This window comes from Bacteroides sp. 3_1_13, assembly GCF_001185845.1.
GTDB classification, from domain to species: Bacteria; Bacteroidota; Bacteroidia; order Bacteroidales; family Bacteroidaceae; genus Bacteroides; species Bacteroides xylanisolvens.
Genome location: NZ_KQ236955.1, coordinates 2,459,631 through 2,483,137 on the forward strand (window position 1 = coordinate 2,459,631; position 23,507 = coordinate 2,483,137).

A 23,507-nucleotide genomic window follows, 5' to 3' on the forward strand; every position below is an offset into this window, starting at 1 on the left:
TTTTCATTCCCTAATGAGTTTTCGTTTGACTTAAGTCAAACGATAGAATAACTTAAGTCAAACTATCGCTTAACTTAAGTCAAACGAAAACTGGAATGCAAGTCCGATCACTTTTTTTAGAAAGAAAGATATAAAAGTTATTAGTGAAAGAAATTATCTTTCACTAATAAAGTAGAAGATCCATCTGTTTAGTTTATATCCGGACCGTTTTCACCTCTGCGTCCTTTGTGTCCTCTGTGGTGACCTGTGTAAAATCTACTGGAATCAATCGTACTTCACTATTCAAACCGGAAGGCATAGGAGCCCAATGCCCATAATTAGCCGGACGATATCTTAAATCTACAATATTGATTTCCTTGAATTTGCGCCACTGCACTCCCTGTCTGTCCAATTCTGCAATCCGATTCGCAGGGAGGTTAGTGACTTCTATCTCGATGTGGTTTTTTCCAGGTTTCAGGAATTGTCCTACCTTAAGCTGATAAGGTACTGCCCATACACAGCCTGCTTCCTGTCCGTTGATTCGAACACGGGCACTTTCGCGTACGTCTCCCAAGTCAAGGATCCAGTTATCAGCTTTCAGAGCCGGCAACTCAATATCCAAAGAATACACGCCAGTTCCCATATTTGTTTGGGCTGCCGGATGATCTATGTTTGTCCATGAACATGGACGGTCTATATCAAATGTACCCTGAATATCCGGTGTGCTTTCAGCAAAGTGCAATTTCCAGCCATGGTCCAGGCGAAGACTAAAGGGTTGTTCTTTTACATATTTCCACGGCTTGGATGCTTGTAAAGGTTGTCGGTACGTTTGCAGGATGATAGATTCGCCCGATTTTAATTGCAGATAGACTTGTGTCTTTCCGTCTACCTGACGCACTTTCGCTTCTCCACATTCTCCGTTCATGGGGTTAAAGAGAGCGGCTGTTTCGGCATTTGTACCTAAAGTAATCCAACCATCTACTCCTTTGTTCTGCAATGAAGAGATGAAGTAATGATGTCCTGTGTCATTAACTCTTCGAATGGTCTGTAACCCGAATTTTGTTTTCATTTCTTCCGCAGGGATATTGCAACTGGCTAATGTACGTGCATAATCCGTTCCGGTGATAATCTTACCTTTCCCAATCGGAGTAACGGTTGTTTCTGAAAACGATACGGCAGGCAGATTCTTCAAAGTCTGTTGATAACTTTTTCGTTTCTGTTCCAGCTGACCATATCCCGGTACATCTGTCGGATAGTTTTCGAGGAATACAATGGTAGCTCCTTGCTTGGCTAGTTCATAAAGATGTGCCAGCACATCACTCGGCATCAAGTGCGCAGCAGGTACTACCAGGGCTTTATAACCAGTGCCGCCTGATGTAACTAACTGGCCGTTCTTGAAACGGGTACTGCGAATAAAGTTGTCAGAGATATAATCCCCGTCATATCCGCTGTTATTAATACGATGGATAGCATTGATAAATTTGGGAGCGAGTTTATCCATGTGGTGGATGGTGAACAGTAACAATCGTCCCGGTTGCTCGTTCCACATGTCATATACCGGAAGATAAATCAGGAAATCATTATCCGGCCGTCCCATTTGCAGAAAACTCTGACAGCGGGTAATGTAATGGAAGAAAGAAGGAGCATCACGCCAAATACTGTTCGTCGGGCTCATATTGATAGAAGCATAGAACAGCCATCCGGGCCATTCGGCTTCTTTCGGAGAATAAGGAGTACCGTGGAAAAACATGTGATTGACTCCGGAAACAAACATCAAATCCATATCCGGTTTACATTGCGATAGGGAAGTACGGAAATGCTCCGTCAGCCATGTAAATGTCTCGGAAGAAGTATACGTTTTTCCTGCAATATGAGCTGCCGAGGAGGCATATTTCAGCATAGACAGGTCCGAATCATTCTTTTTGGTCAATGTGTCCTGACGCAATCCTTCGATATGGAACTGCGACAGTCCAAAACCTTCACATTCGGGAATATCCACGGAAGCATAGATATCAATCAAATTGCCGGGCGAACCGTGTGCTTGATTACGGGTGATACTACCGTTTTTGTGTGCCCAGTCTGTCCATTGATGACTGAAGTTCTCCAATAAGAGGTCGGAAATGGTTTCCCGGTAATCCGACACGATACGTCTGCTAACTTCCGGACGATTTTCATCCAGAAACTCGGAGAAATGTTCTTCCAGTTTATACCCCCGTCTACGAGCGAACTGTTCCAGGAAATCATCCGTCCAGTCAGCTTGATAAACCTCGTATGAATCGTTGAAGAAAGTATGCGGATAACTTGTCTTGCTACTTTTGAAAGCACGGTCAAAGCGGGAAAGATAATTTTTTACCGCCTTTTTTGAGAGGTGATTCATCACATAGCCTTCTCCTCCCGGAGCTGCCCGTTTCACTTTCTGCCTTGTTTTTCCGATGTAAAGAGCGATCACTTTCCATTTGCCGGCAGGCGCTTTCCATTGCAGTTTGTCTTTTTTGACGTGAGCAGTCAGGTTGATACATTTGCCTTTTTCATCGTATGCCATCACCCGGCTTAGTACGGAAAATGGTTGTTGTTTGGGATCGGTCACATTGATATCCTGTTCAATCTCTTTGCCGCCCTCTATTTCGTATGTCTGGAAGATAGCCTTGGTAGCCGCATCTTCGATACTGACTTCAGGTCCGCCAAAAGGCCATCCTGTTCCAGTATTCATATCAATCTCGATACCCGTACGTTTTCCTTCCGCCTGTGTATGTTTAAGCATTTCCATCCAGCGGGGAGAAAGAAACTGAATTTCATTCGCGTCATTGCCTTGCACCCCATAGATAGGAGTAATTTCTACTGCTCCCATTCCGGTGCGTGCGTATTCTTCCAGATTATACGTCAGATTCTTTTCGTCTACGGCACTTCCCAGCCACCACCATCTGGCACCGGGACGTGTTTCCACCGGAGTGTTCGGCCATTGTTGTGCTTGCATTACTCCACCTGCGGCGAGCAGGCAAAGAACTATCAATTGTCTTTTATTCATTATTCTTTCGGTGTATTATAGTATTCTATGTTTTCTGCGTCATCAGTTACAAAAAGCGGTCGTCCGTCCGGTTGTTCAAAGTGGAAGCGGATGCCGTCGAAGGTAATATTCCGTGCATGGCGGATATAAAACCCTTTAGCGGGAATAGTGCCGAACATCCAGGGCTCGGGATATACTTTCTCCTGTTCGGGCGGAATACGTTTGCCATCCTCTTCGCTATATCCTCCTTTATAATAGAGGTGAATATTCCGAAAAGTGACGTCCTCAATACATGCACCCGGCACTCCGCTGATGATGGAGGCATAACGGCTGTCGGCATTCCAAACGTTGATGTTGCTGATGAGAATACGTTTCATGGTGCCTACAGGCGTACCTTCGGGGCTACGCATACGTGCGCCTAACCGGAGAAAGATAGGAGCGTTGACAATATTCCTCATCGTTATATTGTTGATAACAATATCTTCCAGATGTCCTCCGTCTACCGTTTCCAATGCCAGTCCCCTGCAATGTTCAAAGATACAATTAGTAATCGCAATATTGCGGAAACCTCCGCTGCTTTCTGTTCCCAGTTTGATGCGTCCGGTGCGGTAACCATGATCGGGGGCTTGCGGTTCGTCCAGTTGCCAGGTGCCATCCAATACACTTCCTTTATCATAACCACTTACATAACAATCACTGATCGTCACATTTTCCGTATCCTGAAAGCGTCCTAAACCGTAGGATGCTTTCAATACAATGGCATCATCCCAGGGCGAGTTCACCGTGCACTGGCTGATACGCACATTCCGGCAACAATCAATATCGAATCCATCCCGGTTTGTATCTACTTTCAGATTCAGAATAGTCAGATGATCTACTCCTGTAGCCAACAGGGCAAAATGTCCGCAATGTAGCATGGATAAATCTTTCAGAGTCACATTTCTACACTCCTTCAAGCTGATAGCTTTATTGCCTACACCCGGCAGACGGCTTTCTTCGCGAGTCAGCCCTTTACCGTAGATAAGTCCGGGCCCACTGATCGTTATGTTCTCCAGCCCGATTCCCCAAATTAAGGAATTCTTCCAATGGCTGTGTCCGAAATCCTGATATTTGTTATGTTCATTCGGTTCGGCACTATCGTATCCTTCCTCTTTTTCGGGGAAAGCGGCAAGAATACACGTACCTTGCTCCAGATACAAATGAATGTTACTTTTTAACCGGATAGAATAACAGGCATATTCTCCGGCTGGTAGGTAAACCGTACCTCCTCCCGCTTCTGCAGCTGCTTCAATCGCACGATTGATAGCAGGAGAATCGATGGTTTTTCCATCCGCTTTGGCTCCAAAGTCCTTAACGTTATAAATGGCTGCATGTATATGGATGCAACCAATTAACAGAGTGAATAATAAATAAGCTCTTTTCATTTTTTGTCGATTTTGGCAAAAATATCCGGTAACATATAATAGTTGTAATCCGCTTTTTCATTCTGTTCGTAGAAGCAGAAGTAAAGTCGGAGTGGCTTGGTGTACTTTTCTTGAGAGGGGGGTGGAGAGAGATTGCAACGTCCGGCCAATACCGGTCGGTCGGTCCGTTTGCCCGATTCGTAAAGCATCAGGGGAGTTTCATCTTTATGTCCGTTGCTCAAGCGAATATCATCGCTGGGAGTGACAGCCTGTAAAGTACGTAATTTCATACTTTCTCCATAATAGCAAGTGAAAGCTTGTCCTTCCACACTGAAGACATTGATATCCGAATCCGGCTGGCAATCGCCGAAGCTCCAAAAGAGCTTATCCGCCTTTGATGTGGAAGTCACTTCTACTTCCAGAATAAATCCATGACTATCGGGCAGGGCTTTCCATTGGAAATGGATCCCTTCTACTTTTTCTTTAGGCTTCAGCCAGTGACTTTCATTTCCCTTCGATATTCCCAGCCGGAAAGTACCGGCAGGCGGAGTCAGGGATTGTGCTTGCGCATCAATGAGCAAGATTCCCAGCAGTACGGTGGTCAGGAGTTGTTTCAGCATAGTTGAAGTGGATATTACTTTGTTCATTTTCCTTTAGTTCAATAGCGTTTTTGTCTTTCATATCCAATGTTATTTCAGACAAATTGAAGTTTTTTGTATAGCAGATTTTTCCCGGTTTATTGGTCTGCGCTTCGATGGCATAAAGATAGAAATTTTCCAGACGTAACGAGTCATTCCAGCCGGAAGCAGAGATAAATTCATCTACATTTTCTGCTTTGATTTTCGATACATACACATTGCGGAAGTGCGGATAGCCTTTTTCGAGAGGTGTTACCGGAGTCAGCATTACTCTCCAATGTTCCGGAATATCTTTCCCTTCATACTCTTTGGGTAATACACTGTAACTATAACTGGGATTCCAGTTCTGATCCGCAGCCAGTACGTGGCGGACGTTTTCTGCTTTTACGTCGGTCATATAGATATTTTCGATCGTTCCTCCGCGGTTCATGGCACTCTTTAACCGGAGTACAGCCGAGGTGCCGACTGCTTGAAGATTGTATCCCAATATATTCCGTATGCTGCCGGAGGTTTCACTGCCACAGGTGATGAGGCCTGCGCCTTTGCGGGCTATACAGTTGCGTATTACTACATTCTCCGTGGGGAGATTGACACGCAATCCGTCTGCGTCGCGTCCCGATTTGATACAAATATTATCATCATTGCAATCGACGTCGCAGTTTTCAATCAGAATATTAGTAGACGAGTCAATGTCGATACCATCCGTACTAGGGCCGTGTCCTCCCAAGTTATTATTAATGACCAGTCCGTCTATGGTGCAGTAATTGGAATAAAGAACCTGGCATCCCCAAAAGCCTGTCCGCATCAGAGTGAATCCTTTGAGGGTAACGTCCGAACTGCGTTCCACGAGAATACCCCGTACACGTTTGCAGTCGTAATCTACAATCCAGCGTAATCCTTTCGCTTCATATTCTTTCCGCATTTCCCAATATTTATCCCAAAATACTTTGCCCCGGCAATCCAGCGTTCCCTCTCCACTGACGGCAGCATTTTTTTCGTTGACAATGTTGATTACTGCCGCCGGCCATGTCATCTCAATACCTGCAACTCGCGAGTGGAATTCAGGATAGTGATGAATGTGAGGACTAGCCAGTAGAGTCACTCCTTTATCCAGTTGCAGGTTGACACCGCTTTTTACGAACAATGCCCCTGTCTGATAATATCCCGGTTGAAGGGTGACCGTGCCTCCACCGGAGACGGAACAACTGTCGATTGCTTTCTGGATAGCCTCTGTGCTAAGCACCGTGCTGTCTGCTACTGCGCCAAAAGAATTGGCGGATAAAATAAGACTGTTTCCGGGCATTTGCCGGCTTCCTACACTGTCAGCCCATGACAAATCCGGTTGTTGCGGTACTTGCCCCCATTCGAAGCTGTTGCTTCCTGCCTGTTTGGCCGTTGGGGTGACGCAAGCTGCTGTCAAAAGTGTGCCTGCCAATAGGAACAGGGGAAAGATGCTTTTGGTTTTCATATTTATCTAATGCCTGATACTTAATACTTGATACTTAATACCTAATACTTATCTCTTAATTTCCGTCCGGCTTCTCTATTTCTGTGAAAGGTGATTCGTTCCAGTGGAAAGTATTCACATCATCCGGGTGTGCCGGGTTATATGCCGGGTCTATTTTCAAGTGTTTGGCTAACTCGGGTACGGCTTTCTTCATACCTTCAATCACACACAGGGCTATCTGATAAGCACCGTAGGGGTTAAAGTGGGTATTGTCTTCAAAAGCCTTGGTCTGTCCGGGATAAGTTCCTGCCGGATAGTGTACGAAGGCGCGTTTGGATGTTTCCGTGCCTAACGCTTCATATAGTGTCCGAGTCATTTCGTTGAGGTCAATCAAAGGAATATTTTCTTTGGCGGCCAGCCAGCGCATGGCCTCCGGATAATCTTCGTGTGTATCGCGGATATGTCCGGTTGAGTCAAAGCTCCGGCGTTGGGTGGGAGTAACCAGTACGGGATATGCTCCACGTGCTCGTGCTTCGTCGATGAATGTTTTCAGGCTGGTCATAAAAGAGTAGTAAGCTCCTTTTCCGGGACCTTTCTGCTTCTGATCGTTATGTCCGAACTCCATGAAGAGATAATCGCCTTTCTTCATCTGGCTCAATGCTTTTTTCAAACGTCCTGCTCCGATAAAAGTATTGGCCGATTCACCGGATTCCGCATAATTGGCGATGCAAACATCTGTTCCGAAGAAGTGAGGGATCATTTGTCCCCAGCTAGCCCAAGGTTCGTTGTCCTGATCGACTACCGTACTGTTTCCGCACAGAAAAACAGTGATGACTGACGGATTGGCAGGCTCGATACGGATACTTTGGCACACAGGTGCATCTCCATTAAATTCCAATGTCAGTTTATCATCCCAGTTCAGTTTCGCTTTCTCACGGGGCTTGATTCGTACATATTCTTTTTCGGAGATACGAGGGGTACGTTTATTGATGATAAATGTTTCGTCTACGAATTGTCCTTTTTTAGTTGGCAGGTTCTCAACAAATAGCCGGCGTGACTCACCTCTTACGGTGGTCACTCCTGCCTGTTTTTTACTTCCCAGGCGTACTGTAACTTTGTAATTCCCGTCCGGAACACGGACAGAGAAGAAGAAAGGTGATTTACTCCCTTTCTCGGGTGTGGCGGTGAGGTCGTATCCGTATCTCGTCTCCTCGCTATATCGGGGTGCGTCCGACAGTTGGTAGGTTCGGACTTTTTCTTGGGCATTGACGGTTATTGTAGCCAAGAGTAGTAAGCCTATGATAGTAGTTTTCATTATAAATAATATGAATGTATATTGGTTTATGTAATCCGTGCCTGATAATTTCCCATTTAGTTAATTTTCGGTTTGAGCTCGTCCGGCGAATCTTTGGTATAAGATTTTACATCTCCTGCCACTTTGGTGAACAATGCTTGTATCAGTTCCGGGGCAATGGTTGCTGACGGGCGGAAAGCGTCTGAATTCATATAATCCAGGATTGCCTTATGCATTTGTCGGGCAACGATTCGTTTCTCCGGTTGAGAAGTGATATCCATACTGGTCATCATCAGTTTACCGTTCAATACGTTTGCTTCAAACAACATTCCGATTTTCCGGCTGATGAACCAGGTGTCGATGCTTTGAACGGTTGGCTGGAATTCTGCCGGAAAGTCGGTAAATTGCATCACCTGGGCTTTATTTAATAATTCCCACCATTGCAGGTTACTATGAAATTCCGTAGGAAATTCACGGAAAAGAGGATGATATTCATTCAGGAAAATACCAGTTGTGTGCGGCGGGCGCATCTTGAACCAGGAAGTATTCCAGAATACCGGAGTAAAGTATTGTTTAACTTCTTTTCCGTATTGTATTTTGCCGGCTGCCGTAATCAAGACATTTCCCCCTTCTTTCAGTACGGAAACGGCTTTTTCATCCAGTGTGTCGGTAGTATATACACTTCCCTGTGTCAGTTCCACTTGTGCAGGATATACCCAGAAATCCCAGTCATTGACGGCATCGCTGCCTTCAATACATACTTCCAGATTTAGTTTCTGCGGAGTATCGATCCCTTTCAGATTCATATCCACGCTGCCTAGTGCACAAAGGTTTCCAATAGGAATCGTTTGTGTGCCGACAGTTCCTTTGGCATACACCTTTCCGAACTTGTCTTTGATGGTATAGCTAGTTTTTGCTCCTTGCAGAGGGGCTGCACCAAAGTGAGAAACTTCGATGTCGGCATGGAATGTTTCATCATTGGCATATACAAACTTCGGAATACGGGCTAAGGGGACAGTCGGGCTGCAAAAACGTCTGAATTGCTCCGCGTTGATATATCCTTTCTCTTCAAAAAATACATCCAGTACGCCGACCAATGCCGTTCCCTGACCCGAGTAATCGTTGAGAGCCAGCAATTGGAAACCTGCATAATCGGGGGTACGCAATGTCTTTTCAATCTCATGCTTATAACAAAGTGCCTGCAATTTGCCCGAAGCCATCATAAAATCATAACTTTGGCCTCCCATGTGATTATCATTCAGAATATCCCTGAAAATCTCAAAGTTCTTCGCTTTGTTGACTCCGGTATATTTGCGGATTTCGTTGAAATTCGGGAATACGCACCATTGACCTGTTTCATGTGATACATACGGTTGTTTCACGGTGTCTATCCTTGCGCGATAATCCGATTCGCTTTCCGGTTGTGCACCTGCCCAACTCAAACCGCGTGCTCCGGCTTTCACATGGTATTCATTGTGAGGTTGCCACTGCCAGCTGTTTCCTACGGAAGCTCCCGTATATACACGACGCGGATCTGTCGCTTTCCAATAATCGACAAACTTGCTCACCCATGCTACCCAGCGTCCGGAAGGTTCGTTACCACAAGCCAGCATACAGTAAGATGCATAGTTTCCGTATTCTTTAGTCAGGGCAATTGTTTCGTCCATCAGATATTTGTCAATTGGCTGACCGTTACCCAATCTTGGTCCGTGATTCGGCCAACTCGGACCTTCCGGTTGCAGATAGAAACCGACTAGATCGGCTGCGATAAAAGCAGCTTCCGGCGGGCAGAAAGAATGAAAACGCATGTGATTCAAACCATAGTTGCGGCAAATGCGGAACACCCGCTCCCAGGAAGCTACGTCCATTGGAGCATAACCGGTCAATGGGAAATCACAGTTTTCCACTGTGCCGCGAAGCATTGTTTTGCGACCATTGACGTAGAACCATTTTCCTTCTATCTTGAAATCGCGCATACCAAATTGTACCTGTTTGATGTCGGACTGTTTACCGTTGGTCAATTTTGCCGTCAGTTTATACAGTGCAGGATTGAACTCATCCCATGTGAGGAAATTTTTTCCCATAGGAAGTTCCATCTCTATTGCATTGTCTCCCGGACGGATATGGAAGCTTTGCTGAACAGGAGCTACTTTGTGTTGAGTGTCCGTATTGAAACTTTCGGCAGAAAGTGTAATATCTCCTTTGGTGGAAGAGGCAGACTGTATGTTCATGCGTACCAGTGCTTTCTGATTGTTTAAATCAGGGTATATCTGAATGTCTTCAAAATGAACTTTAGGAGTGGCCTGTAATTCGATTCGTCCTACGATCCCGTTCCAGTTACCTTGGGTCTGGTCGGTGATGCTGTGAGAGTCGGGACCTACATTGATTTCTTTGATGCGGTTGTCGATGCGGATAGTAATCAGGCAGGTTTTGCCGGGAGTAACAGCAGAAGTCAGATCATACACATGAGGGACACAAAGACTGTTCTGCATACCGAGTTCCTGTTGATTGACCCATACGGTCGTTTCGATGTGCGGGCGTTCCAGGAAAAGAGTGATTCTTTCTCCTTTCCAGTTGGAAGGTATTGTAACTTTCTTTTGATACCAGGCTACCCCTACATAATGTTTGTCGGGAGTCAGGAAAAAGGGAAGTTTCACTTGTCCTTCTATTCTGTATTTCTCCATGTATGGATTGAAATAGTAAGAGCTGTCATACAAGCTTCCGGTCCACCGGGTGCGGGCGGTTACTTCATCTCCTTTCAGCTTTTCGGGCATGGAGCCGGGGAGATTAATCTGATCATCAAGGCTTTTTTTGAACCATTGTTCCTTGGTGCCGATATCTTCCCGGTCTATCTGGAAATTCCATTTGCCGGATAAACTGAAAGAATGATTTTGCCCCGTTACGGTCAGTATAGAGGCAAATACGATGGCAATACTTACTAAAAGTTGTTTCATGATATATAGAATTGATATGTTTTTCATCTCTATTTTAAAATCTGCCGCTAAAGTAGAGCTTTTTAAGGGTTTAGTAAATAGAAAGATGTACAGATACATAGAATATTGTATCAAAATGCACTTATAGGACGGATGGTGTACAAAACTACATGGATTTGAAATATTGTCCATGCTCTTTATCTTTGAGGAGGTTGGGAGATACCTTATCTTTGCGGGGTAAACTTTTTAATCTTAAAAGGAACCATGAAAAAAGTAGTTGTTTGGATGGCTCTAAGTCTTTGCTCGGTAATGACAATCTTCGCCGGTAAGACTGCTTATCTCTTTTCTTATTTCATCAATGACAGTAAAGATGGATTGCATTTAGCTTATAGTTATGACGGGTTGAACTGGATGCCTTTGAATGGCGGACGGTCTTATCTGACACCTTCCGTTGGTAAAGATAAATTAATGCGAGATCCGAGTATTTGCCAGGCTCCGGACGGAACTTTCCACATGGTCTGGACTTCCAGTTGGACTGATCGGATTATCGGCCATGCTTCTTCTCGTGATTTAATTCATTGGAGTGAACAACAGGCTATTCCGGTGATGATGCACGAGCCGACTGCCCATAATTGTTGGGCACCTGAACTCTTTTATGACGAACCTTCGCAAACTTACTATATCTTTTGGGCAACTACCATCCCCGGTCGTCACAAGGAAATACCTACCAGCGAAAGCGAGAAGGGATTGAATCATCGTATTTATTATGCGACAACAAAGGATTTCCGCACTTTCTCAAAGACAAAGATGTTTTTCAACCCTGATTTCAGTGTGATTGACGCTGCTATTGTGAAAGATCCGAAGCTGGGAGACCTGATAATGATAGTCAAGAATGAAAACTCCAATCCGCCGGAAAAGAATTTGCGCGTTACGCGTACAAAAAAGGTCGAAAAAGGATTTCCGACCAAAGTATCGGCGCCTATTACAGGAAAGTATTGGGCGGAAGGACCTGCTCCTCTTTTTGTCGGTGATACGCTTTATGTTTATTTCGATAAATACCGCGATCATCGTTATGGTGCCGTTCGCTCTTTAGATCATGGCGAAACATGGGAAGACGTGTCCGATCAAGTTTCTTTTCCGAGAGGCATCCGTCATGGAACGGCGTTTGCGGTAGATGCTTCCGTGGTGGAGGCATTGATAGCCAATCGTACTTATAATCCTTTAATCCCCGATAATGTGGCGGATCCTTCCGTTTCTAAGTTTGGTGATACCTATTATCTCTACGGAACCACTGATTTGGATTATGGTCTTGAACGTGCCGGAACACCTGTTGTGTGGAAGTCGAAAGATTTTGTAAACTGGAGCTTTGAGGGTTCTCATATTAGTGGTTTCGACTGGTCGAAAGGATATGAATATACGAATGATAAAGGTGAAAAGAAAAAAGGATATTTCCGGTATTGGGCTCCCGGGAGAGTGATTGAACACGATGGAAAGTTTTATTTATATGTCACTTTTGTCAAGCCCGGTGATAAGATGGGGACTTATGTGCTTGTTGCAGATCGTCCGGAGGGTCCTTTCCGGTTTACCGAAGGAAAAGGGCTTTTTGTTTCCGGAGAAGAAGTAGATAGCCCCGCCATTATTAATGATATCGACGGAGAGCCTTTTATTGATGATGACGGTACGGGATATATCTTTTGGCGTCGTCGGAATGCGGCACGTCTTTCTGCTGACCGGCTTCATCTGGATGGGGAACCGGTGACATTGAAAACAGCCCGTCAGGGATATTCAGAGGGTCCCGTAATGTTTAAACGTAAAGGTATCTATTATTATATTTATACATTGAGCGGTCATCAGAATTATGCAAATGCATACATGATGAGCCGCGAATCTCCTCTTACAGGTTTTGTGAAACCGGAGGGCAACGATATCTTTTTGTTTTCTTCTCCCGAAAATCAAGTGTGGGGACCGGGGCATGGCAATGTATTTTACGATGAAAGAACAGATGAGTATATCTTTCTTTATCTCGAATACGGAGATGGTGGAACCACCCGGCAGATATATGCCAACTGGATGGAATTTAATGATGACGGAACAATTAAGACTTTAGTTCCCGATAAGCGTGGAGTGGGGTACTTGGCAGCTCCACAAGAGAAACGGACGAATTTGTCTTTGCAGTCACATTTTTATGCTTCCAGCGAGAAAGAACCGCGCACTTCTGTGGTTAGCATTGAAACACAGCCTAACCAGCCTCTACCGGAGAAAGCCTCCGTGAAGAATTATACTCGAACGCATACTTATCAGGCTGCTCATGTAGCCGATGAATCGAATGGAACTCGTTGGATGGCAGCCGATACGGATAGCAGTTCATTCATTACGGTGGATTTAAAAGGGATTCGCAATGTCAACGAATGTCAGTTTTACTTTACCCGCCCTACTGAAGGACATACGTGGCGGTTAGAAAAATCGATGGATGGAAAAAACTGGCGGACATGTGCCGAACAAGCTAAAGTAGAAGTGCGCTCCCCGCATTTGGCGAAGGAGATAGGGGAGGCACGTTATCTTCGTCTTCATATCCGAAGGGGAGATGCAGGATTGTGGGAATGGAAAATCTATGATAAATGATAATTTTGCGGAGTGCCCTGAAAGGGCTTAATTATATAGCGTAGGGCAACGCCCTACGTAAAAACGACAATCTGAATTTGCGCCCTGAAAGGGCATAATTGTATACAGTTCCGCCCTTTCAGGGCTTGTGGCTGGTGTGTTTTTTTCGTAGGGCGTTGCCCTACGCTATATAATTAAGCCCTTTCAGGGCACCCCAATAAATATATAATTGTAAGGCTTTCAGCCTAACTGCAAAATTCCCATTTAACCGATAAATTCTCATTTAACTGATAAATTCCCATTTATAAAACGAATGATAAACAATAGCTAACATTAATAATCAATTGAATTTATGAAGTATATGATAAAAAGTAAAATATTAGCGATTCTTTGTGTCAGTCTGCTGACCCTTTCAACCACAGCACACCCCTCTTCTTGGTTTAATGACAAAGATCTGACACTGACAGGTGTCTACTATTATCCTGAACACTGGGATGAAAACCAGTGGGAACGTGACTTCAAGAAAATGCATGAACTGGGATTTGAATTTACTCATTTTGCCGAGTTTGCCTGGGCGCAGTTGGAGCCGGAAGAAGGACGTTATGATTTTGCCTGGCTTGACAGAGCGGTAGCTTTAGCTGCCAAATATGATTTAAAAGTGATAATGTGTACGTCTACTGCCACTCCTCCTGTATGGATGAGCCGGAAATATCCTGAAATTCTGTTGAAGAATGAAGATGGAACGGTACTTGACCACGGTGCCCGTCAGCATGCTTCATTTGCTTCTCCTCTTTACAGAGAGTTATCTTATAAGATGATTGAAAAACTGGCGCAGCACTATGGTAACGATCCTCGTATTATCGGATGGCAACTCGATAACGAACCTGCCGTACAGTTTGACTATAATCCGAAAGCGGAACTTGCCTTCCGTGATTTTCTTCGTGCCAAATACAATAATGACATTCAACTTTTAAATAATGCCTGGGGAACTGCTTTTTGGAGTGAGTCTTATTCTTCTTTTGATGAAATAACGCTTCCCAAGCGTGTACAGATGTTTATGAATCATCATCAGATTTTGGATTACCGTCGTTTTGCAGCAATGCAAACCAATGATTTTCTGAATGAGCAATGCTTGTTAATCAAGAAATATGCAAAGAACCAATGGGTAACAACCAATTATATACCGAACTATGATGAAGGACATATTGGTGGTAGTCCTGCGTTGGATTTCCAAAGCTATACCCGTTACATGGTATATGGAGATAATGAGGGAATCGGTCGTCGGGGCTATCGTGTAGGTAATCCATTGCGTATTGCTTGGGCGAATGATTTTTTCCGTCCGATACAGGGAACGTATGGTGTAATGGAACTGCAACCGGGACAAGTGAACTGGGGCAGTATCAATCCCCAGCCTCTTCCGGGAGCTGTCCGTCTATGGATGTGGAGTGTATTTGCCGGTGGAAGTGATTTTATTTGTACCTACCGCTATCGCCAACCGCTCTATGGTACAGAACAGTATCATTATGGAATAGTAGGAACAGACGGAGTGACTGTTACCCCCGGTGGAAAAGAGTATGAAACTTTTATAAAAGAGATTCGTGAACTTCGTAAGCATTATGCTCCCCGTGAGGCGAAGCCTGCTGATTACCTGGCACGTCGTACAGCTATTCTTTTCAATCCTGAAAACTCCTGGAGCATTGAGCGACAGAAGCAAAACCGGACCTGGGATACTTTTGCGCATATTGAAAAGTATTACCGTACCTTAAAATCATTCGGAGCACCCGTCGATTTTATTTCAGAAGCCAAGAACTTATCTGATTATCCGGTCGTCATTGCGCCGGCTTATCAATTAGCTGATAAAGAACTGGTGGACAAATGGATTTCTTATGTGAAGAATGGCGGAAACCTCATTCTTACTTGTCGTACGGCGCAGAAGGATCGTTATGGTCGTCTCCCGGAGGCTCCTTTTGGCTCTATGATTACTCCGCTGACCGGAAATGAAATGAACTTTTATGATTTGCTTCTTCCCGAAGATCCCGGTACTGTTGTTATGAACGGAAAAGAGTATGCCTGGAATACATGGGGAGAGATTCTGAATCCTCCGGCAGATGCTCAAATATGGGCTACTTATAAAAACGAATTCTACGCAGGAAGTCCGGCTGTGACTTTCCGCAAACTGGGGAAAGGTACGATTACTTATGTTGGAGTGGACAGCCACAACGGAGCATTGGAAAAAGATATATTGAAAAAACTATATGCACAGCTGAATATCCCGGTAATGGATTTGCCTTATGGCGTGACAATGGAATACCGGAATGGCTTGGGAATTGTTTTGAACTATTCAGACCAGCCCTATGCCTTCAACTTGCCGAAAGGAGCCAAAGCATTGATTGGAACTACAAATATTCCTACAGCGGGTGTATTGGTGTTTTCAATGTGACCGGCTATAAATTAATATTCTTATCTTTGATGTGTTTGAAGAATTAAAAAAATGATATTGTAATGAAGACTTACTTACTGAAACCGATGGTAGTTGTCTGCCTTTGCTTATTGACAGCTTCCTTTACTTTTGCCGCTGATAATTATAAAATGGTAAAGGTGAAAGCTCCTTTCCCTATGCAACCTATTAAAGTATTTATCTATCCGGACAAAGACTTTTTGATAACAGATTACGGAGCAAAAAACGGAGGTGAAGTAAACAATACAAAAGCAATTGCTGCCGCTATTGAAGCGTGTCATAAATCAGGTGGCGGACGTGTTGTTGTTCCGGCAGGTATATGGTTAACTGGGCCAATTCATTTTAAAAGTAATGTAAATCTTTATTTGGAGGAGAATGCAATTCTGAATTTTACGGATAATCCTTCTGATTATCTTCCGGCAGTGATGACTTCATGGGAAGGTTTGGAATGTTATAATTATTCTCCATTACTCTATGCTTTTGAATGTGAGAATGTGGCAATTACAGGTAAAGGGACTCTTCAGCCGAAGATGGATACTTGGAAAGTATGGTTCAAACGTCCTCAACCTCATTTGGAGGCATTGAAAGAGTTATATACGAAAGCTTCGACCGATGTTCCTGTTATTGAACGTCAAATGGCGGTAGGAGAGAACCACCTTCGTCCGCACTTGATTCATTTCAATCGCTGCAAGAATGTTTTATTGGATGGGTTTAAGATTCGTGAAAGTCCGTTCTGGACCATTCATCTTTATATGTGTGACGGAGGACTGGTACGTAATCTGGATGTAAAAGCACATGGACATAATAATGACGGTATTGATTTCGAAATGAGCCGTAATTTTCTGGTAGAAGATTGTTCTTTCGATCAGGGTGATGATGCAGTAGTGATTAAAGCCGGACGTAATCAAGATGCCTGGCGATTGAATACTCCTTGCGAAAATATTGTTATCCGTAATTGCCAGATTCTTAAAGGACATACTTTGCTTGGTATTGGAAGTGAAATTTCCGGAGGAATACGGAATATTTATATGCATGATTGCACAGCTCCGAATTCAGTAATGCGTCTTTTTTTCGTAAAAACCAATCATCGTAGAGGTGGGTTTATAGAAAACGTTTATATGAAGAATGTACAGGCAGGAATGGCTCAACGTGTACTTGAAATAGATACCGAAGTGCTATACCAGTGGAAGGATCTGGTACCTACTTATGAAGAACGGATTACCCGTATTGATGGCATTTATATGGATAAAGTCACTTGTGAGTCGGCAGACGCTATTTACGAATTGAAAGGAGATGCAAAACTTCCGGTGAAGAATGTAACAATCAAGAATGTGAAGGTAGGGGAAGTGAAGAAGTTCGTGAAGAAAGTGAATAATGTGGAGAATGTAGTAGAGAAGAATGTGACCTATGAAAGGGAGGTAAAATAATCATTTTCTGAAATTGGCAGAAAAAATCGTACTGTCATATTAGCATAATGTAGTATATTAGCGGCAAAATTGAAAACTTTATTCTAGTATGAAGAAATCCTGTTTTTTGCTGCTACTTACTATTTTATGTAGCAGTATAAGTTTTGCTCAAAGCCTGAAATCTATTTCTATTTTAGGCGACTCGTATTCAACGTTTGAAGGATATCTACAACCAGATACGAATAGTATTTGGTATTATGTCTCTCCACGACAACAAACAGATGTGACTTCAGTAAAACAGACGTGGTGGCATAAATTCATTAAAGAGAATAATTACCGCCTTTGTGTCAATAATTCATTTTCGGGTGCAACGATTTGTAATACGGGTTATCGCAACGAAGATTACTCGGATCGTTCTTTTATAACCCGTATGGATCAACTGGGTTGCCCGAATGTGATTTTTGTTTTTGGCGCAACCAATGATTGTTGGGCTGGTTCTCCGCTTGGGGAGTATCAGTATGTGGGATGGACTAAAGATGATTTGTATAAATTCCGTCCGGCTATGGCTTATATGCTCGATCACATGATTGATCGCTATCCTAATGTTGAAATCTATTTTCTATTGAATTCCGGTTTAAAGGAAGAGTTTAATGAATCAGTCAGAACTATCTGCAGGCATTATAATATTGATTGCATAGAATTGCATGACATTGACAAAAAGAGTGGGCATCCTTCAATAAAGGGAATGGAGCAGATTAGTGAACAGATTAAAGAGTTCATGGTGAAGAAGACGAAGTGAAAGGAGCATTAAAAAATATTGCCACTTGTTCTTCTTTGATTAGAAATTCTATTTCAAAGAGTGACAAGTGGCAATAGGATTAGTTGTTTACCTTAATATCCCGGGTTTTGCATTGCTTTCTTTTCCTCATTACTTAATGCAGAACCATTTGAATTGGTGATACCGTCTAAGAAGGCTTGGGGGATCGGACGATAGTAATGTTTCTCCGATTTGAATTCGCCAAGACCTCTGCTGGCACCATCGTTGAATTTATGCCAACGGGCGTCTAACGTCTTGGTACGTGCCAGATCTTCCCAGCGTTGCAATTCGCCACAAAGTTCTCTTGTACGTTCATTCAACAGGAAGCACATCATTTTGTCAGCATTGGATGTGCAGCCCAGTTCGTTGTAAATAGGGACATCTACTGTAGAATTATATACATCTGATACACTATTTAATTTCATTGTTGTTTTGGTAGAAGCAGTGGTTTCCTGTTCTATATTGTTTGACTCGTAATAAGTATTTTCTTCCCAATAAATAGCACCTTCAGAAGAATGACCGCCCCCCTTTCCCGAACAATAAGGATTGTTCTTATAGGCTTGTCCGCCATCTACATTCTTACTACGATCCTCACCTGTTTTATAACCGGCACGTTCACGTAATTTATTCATCCACTCGATAGCTTTGTCATAGTTGGCTTCCCCCTTACGAATATATGCCTCGGCAACCATTAGTACATCATCTGCCGAACGGGCGATAATAGCATCACGAGTACCGAATTGAGACGCAATAGAAACACGGTAACCATCACGGAATTTAGATAAAGCTACCGAACGTTTGTGGGGTATGATATCGTAATAATTACCTGTTTTTTCATTTACATTCCAACTGTGTTCCTGCCCTTTGAAATAGCGTACATATGTATACGTGTTACACATTTTTCCATCTTTCAAAACAGTATATGCCGGAGCATTGGGATATTTCTCATAGCGGTTGTCTCCCGGGTCATTAACGATGTATTTCATACCGAGTTCACCTCCACTAAAACGTTTGTCACCTTCTTTTACACCTGCCGGAGCGTATGGCATATCTTCTGCTGTCCAGGTAGGAGCGCTTTTGGTTTCGTTGGCTCCATAACAGGTGATGAATGATTTCCAGAAACGAGAGTCATTGACACGGTCAAATACCTGCATGGTATATTCTGTAGCACTTACGTATGAGAATTCACGTCCTCCTGAGATGTCACGTTTACATCCACCTATATCATTGCCTTGATATACGGCCGGATAATAAAGATGCATCTGATTTCCAAAGCGTCCCCATGTTGATTCATCATTAGAGAATTGAGCCGCTAGAATCACTTCGCTTACTTTTTCATTGGCTCCGTTTGGCTGTTCATAGTCCCAAAGTTCTACATAATCACTACACAACGGATGTGCATCTACAACTTCCGAACCATATTGAATAACAGCATCGAGGTCGGATGCTACATAATTACTGTTCCAATCGCTGTACAATTCAGATGCACGGAATAAATGTGCTTTTGCAAGGAAATGTGCGGCAGCATATTTGTTAATCCGTCCGATTGATTCACCTTTATTGGGAAGTAGTCTGTAGGCTTCTCCAAAATCAGATATAACCTGTGTGTATATTTCTTCAGCAGAATTCCGTGTGAAATATGTTTCGGCACTTGTAGACGGAGCTAATTTCAAAGGTACGCCACCAAATTGTTTTACTAATTCAAAATAAGCATAAGCTCTAAGGAAATGTGCTTCTCCTAAACGGGTGTTGTATGTAGGTGAACTCTGATTATAATATTGAGGTATGTTCTGAATCAATATGTTTGCGGGTTCAACTAGTCCGTAGTAATTATCCCAGATGGGTTGGTTGGCACCATTTTCAGATGAGTTTAAATCCTGGCTATAGTGATTCCATGCAGGAATTACATTGTTAGCATCGGTAAACTCGTCCACTCCCATATTGTAACATTGGATTCCCCATATATAATTGAATTTAAATTTAAGTTTCTGATAGGCGCCAGTTACCAATTCATCAAGACCTTCCTGGGTTTTAAAACGGTCTGTACTATATTGAGTCGTAAGATTTTCATCAAGGAAAGACTCACTGCACGATGTGATCGAGCTTCCTGTTACGCTGGCTATTAAAGCAGCAAATAATATTCTATTTAATTTCATAATGTCTTTACTTTAATTTGTTGATTAGAATCCGATGTTGACACCTATTACAAAACTCTTCAAAGTGGTAGGTGAACCAAATGTCTTGGTATTATTGTCATAGTTTACCAAGTCTGTATCTAAAAAGTCACATGCCTTATAGATATTGAATGGGTTCATGGCTTGAACATATAGCTTCAGATTATTGATACCCAACTTCTTTAATTGTTGCGGGGTAAAATTATAGCCCAATGAAATATTACGTACTTTAATGTACGATCCATCTTGATAGTTCATTGCACTGTTGAAAGCATCGGCTCCTTCGCCGTTGGAGCCGGGTGAATAGTATTTTGCATTTTCATTTGTACCAGCCACCCAATAGTCTACTTTACGTTGCATATAGCGACCGTCGAGCGTTACAGCTCCTTGCGGGACTGTGAATCCCCAGCGTGACAGAATAAAGAAGGAAAGCTCAAAATTCTTATAGCTGAAAGTGTTGCTCCATCCACCTGTCCAGCGTGGACGTGTATGCCCTACAATTTGCTTGTCATCGTTAGCATCTATTGCACCATCATTATTTAAATCTTTTACTTTGATTTGTCCTGGCTTACGTCCGTATTTAGCAGCTTCTTCAGCTTCTTCCGTTTTCCATATTCCATCATATACCCAGTCGTAATAAACACCGATTTCTTCACCGACAAACCATTTGTTATTCACATCTTCAGTTCTGCCGTTAGATAATTCGTCAATTCGGTTTCTATCCATAGACCATGTTAAAGTAGTGCTCCAGGTAAAATCTTTGGTTTGTACTGGTATTGCATTTACTTGCAAATCAATACCATATCCGGATGTTTTACCCACATTGGCATACGTAGAAACATAACCCGTTAATGAAGGGATTGACATTTCTAATAATAAGTCATTGGTTTTTGTTTTGTATGCATCAATACTACCGGTAAGTCGGTTATTAAAGAAACCATAGTCAATACCGACATTGTATTGTGTAGTTCGTTCCCAGCCTAAGGTTGGATTAGCCATTTTAGCAGGCTCTTTTTGTGAAGGATCGGAAGGTACATAACCTAAAGATGAATCACTTTGTCCCCAGTTATAGTATAAACCGGTGATGGCACCTTTGGTTGCGTATGCTTTGATAGCTGCATTGCCTGTGACACCCATACCTACACGAAGTTTCAACTGATTCAACCAACTGATGTCTTTCATGAAATCTTCCTGATCCATTCTCCATGCAATAGCTGCAGAAGGAAAACTTGCCCATTTGTGCCCTTCGGCTAATTGAGAGGCACCATCCCAACGCATAGATGCCGTTAACAAGTATTTATCTTTGTAACCATAGTTCAGTCGAACCATATAAGATGCCATCTGAGTTTCGGTTAGTCCAGTACCAAAGGAATTCAATGTACCGGCAGATCCCATATTATACCAAAGCTCATCCGACGAGGCTACATTGGTGGCTCTCATATCTCCCATCTCGTAATGATAGGCAGAAGCGGATTGCATCAATGTCATTCCTAGACTATGCTGACCTAGAGTTTTATTGTAATAGATCAGGTTATCCAATGTCCATGCACGCTTTTGTTCGTTCTTATATTGTGCACCGTTGTTACCATCTCCATTGATGCCATCAGCAGCGTTAGCAACTCCTAGAGTGTAAAATTGAAATTCGGGACCAAACTGAAGACGATAGGATAAACCTTCCAGTGGTTTCCAAATTTTTCCGAAATCAATCTGTGAGTACATGCTGGCAGAAGCACGGAAAGTACGGCGTTGATTGGTATTATAGTCTAATTCCCGGATGGGGTTGATGATATTTACGTCACCGCTTGGATAACGGACATATTCACCGTTTTCATCGTAAGGCACAGTCCATGGGATCATGCTTCTTAATGCACTATAGAAGTCACCGGAACCAGTTACGGATTTAGAGAAACTATATCCATAGTCTTGAGTAGAATATGATGCGTTAATTGAAGAACCCATTTTGAACCAATCAACAGGAGTTATGTCAAATGATGTCTTTAATGTATAACGTTCATAGGCTTGTCCTGGTTGTGTTCCTTTTTGATCTAGATAGCCGAATGAAGCATAACCTTGGAATTTGTCCGAACCTCCGGAGGCACTTAAGGTATGTTCGTGGGTGATACCCGTCTGTTTGCCGTGAGATGCCCAGTCGTAGGAGCCGACCTTTGAGGGATCATAATTGCCGTTTGACCATGCTTGCTCGATATTCTTCCACGAAGCGCTTACACTTCCGAATGCTGCTTTATCTGCTTCAAAAGTTGGAGTGGCCGAAGCATAAGAACCCGCATTGTATTTGGCTAGGCGAGCATAATCCAGCCATTCTGTAGCAGACATCATTTCTGTGACATCATGTAATGTTTCAAAAGTAACAGTACCTGAATAGTTCAGGGTTACTTTTCCCTCTTTTCCTTTTTTAGTAGTTACGAGAATTACACCATTGGCACCACGTGAACCATAAATGGCTGTGGCCGAAGCATCTTTCAAAATGTCAATAGCTTCAATGTCGGAAGGATTGATGTTTTCAATACCTCCATTTTGAATTACCATACCGTCTACGACATACAGTGGTCCTTGTTCTGCATTAATAGAGCGTTGCCCACGAATGTTAATGTTACCGACTTCTCCGGGACGTTGGCTAGATGTAATATCCACACCTGCTGTTTTGCCCTGCATTCCTTCCAATGCATTTCTTACAGGCATTGCTTTTAATTCTTTTTCTCCTACGCGGGCCATAGCGCCAGTTACATCGCTTTTCTTCTGTACACCGTAGCCCACAACTACTACTTCATCCAGCGTTTCAGTATCTTCTTGAAGAGTTATCTTGAAGTTAGTATTTCCTGCTACGGATACTTCTTGCTTTTTGTATCCTATATAAGTGATAGTGATTGTACCTTTGGTTGGTACATTGGAAAGAGAAAACTTGCCATTTAAATCAGTAATTGTACCATTAGTAGTACCATTAACCAACACACTGGCACCAATAACCGGTTCTCCGGTAAAATCTGTAACCGTACCCGAAATCGTTTTGTTTTGGGCATAGGATTCTACTATTAAAAAGGAGAACAAAGTGAGAAGAAATAGCCGTCGGATAGTATCCTTATAGGCATACAGGTGATTACCTTTTTTGTTGCTTTTCATACTTTAATTATTAAGTTATAAATATTGGTTTATAGATCCTTTATTGTTGATTTATCTTTTTATCCTCTAATGAAGACTCTTTGTTTCTTTTTATATGGATATTCCTGTAACGTAGTACTTTATAGAGGTTTAGTAGTATAATATATTGTGTGATATTTCTATATTTACATAGCACATTTATTATAGAGTTAAACAAAAGTTAGATTCTCTTTTTA

Annotated in this window: 12 protein-coding genes; 4 read left to right on the forward strand and 8 right to left on the reverse strand. The window is 42.9% G+C overall.

Translation table 11 applies throughout. The features are described from left to right. Positions 1–193 precede the first annotated feature (193 nt). From HMPREF9009_RS08775 to HMPREF9009_RS08800, 6 genes are read right to left on the reverse strand one after another with little or no spacing between them, the layout of a single operon-like run. Entirely contained in the window at positions 194–3,004 is a 2,811-nt protein-coding gene (locus HMPREF9009_RS08775; RefSeq protein ID WP_049701934.1) for an alpha-L-rhamnosidase, read from the reverse strand. Then, positions 3,004–4,407, reverse strand: a complete 1,404-nt coding sequence (locus HMPREF9009_RS08780; RefSeq protein ID WP_049701935.1) for a rhamnogalacturonidase — start codon at positions 4,405–4,407, stop codon at positions 3,004–3,006. The genes HMPREF9009_RS08775 and HMPREF9009_RS08780 overlap by 1 nt, the downstream gene beginning before the upstream one ends. Then, positions 4,404–5,006: a DUF4450 domain-containing protein gene (locus HMPREF9009_RS08785; RefSeq protein ID WP_049701936.1), complete on the reverse strand. Its 603-nt coding sequence runs from the start codon at positions 5,004–5,006 to the stop codon at positions 4,404–4,406. The genes HMPREF9009_RS08780 and HMPREF9009_RS08785 overlap by 4 nt, the downstream gene beginning before the upstream one ends. Then, on the reverse strand, positions 4,957–6,492 hold the full coding sequence (locus tag HMPREF9009_RS08790; RefSeq protein ID WP_049701937.1) for a glycoside hydrolase family 28 protein: 1,536 nt from the start codon (positions 6,490–6,492) through the stop codon (positions 4,957–4,959). The genes HMPREF9009_RS08785 and HMPREF9009_RS08790 overlap by 50 nt, the downstream gene beginning before the upstream one ends. Positions 6,493–6,547: 55 nt before the next feature. Beyond that, entirely contained in the window at positions 6,548–7,786 is a 1,239-nt protein-coding gene (locus HMPREF9009_RS08795) for a rhamnogalacturonan acetylesterase (RefSeq protein ID WP_049701938.1), read from the reverse strand. Between the two features lie 56 nt (positions 7,787–7,842). After that, on the reverse strand, positions 7,843–10,719 hold the full coding sequence (locus HMPREF9009_RS08800) for an exo-beta-1,4-galactosidase (RefSeq protein ID WP_049701939.1): 2,877 nt from the start codon (positions 10,717–10,719) through the stop codon (positions 7,843–7,845). Between the two features lie 243 nt (positions 10,720–10,962). On the opposite strand from HMPREF9009_RS08800, the gene HMPREF9009_RS08805 reads away from it, so the two are divergent. The 4 genes from HMPREF9009_RS08805 (at position 10,963) to HMPREF9009_RS08820 (ending at position 17,962) form a co-directional block, all read left to right on the forward strand. Beyond that, a complete protein-coding gene (locus HMPREF9009_RS08805) occupies positions 10,963–13,320 on the forward strand; it encodes a family 43 glycosylhydrolase (protein ID WP_049701940.1) in 2,358 nt (785 codons plus the stop codon). Positions 13,321–13,651: 331 nt separating this feature from the next. Continuing rightward, a complete protein-coding gene (locus tag HMPREF9009_RS08810) occupies positions 13,652–15,739 on the forward strand; it encodes a beta-galactosidase (protein ID WP_049701941.1) in 2,088 nt (695 codons plus the stop codon). A gap of 62 nt (positions 15,740–15,801) precedes the next feature. Beyond that, on the forward strand, positions 15,802–17,184 hold the full coding sequence (locus HMPREF9009_RS08815; protein WP_083444165.1) for an alpha-d-galacturonidase: 1,383 nt from the start codon (positions 15,802–15,804) through the stop codon (positions 17,182–17,184). 88 nt (positions 17,185–17,272) lie between these two features. Continuing rightward, on the forward strand, positions 17,273–17,962 hold the full coding sequence (locus HMPREF9009_RS08820) for an SGNH/GDSL hydrolase family protein (RefSeq protein WP_049701942.1): 690 nt from the start codon (positions 17,273–17,275) through the stop codon (positions 17,960–17,962). Positions 17,963–18,054: 92 nt separating this feature from the next. Here HMPREF9009_RS08820 and HMPREF9009_RS08825 read toward each other — a convergent pair whose 3' ends face one another. After that, positions 18,055–20,136, reverse strand: coding sequence for a RagB/SusD family nutrient uptake outer membrane protein (locus HMPREF9009_RS08825; RefSeq protein ID WP_004315618.1), 2,082 nt, complete (start codon positions 20,134–20,136; stop codon positions 18,055–18,057). A 24-nt stretch (positions 20,137–20,160) separates the two neighbouring features. After that, the gene (locus HMPREF9009_RS08830; RefSeq protein ID WP_049701943.1) at positions 20,161–23,292 is read right to left on the reverse strand and encodes a SusC/RagA family TonB-linked outer membrane protein; all 3,132 of its coding nucleotides are present in this window, start codon (positions 23,290–23,292) and stop codon (positions 20,161–20,163) included. Positions 23,293–23,507: the final 215 nt, after the last annotated feature.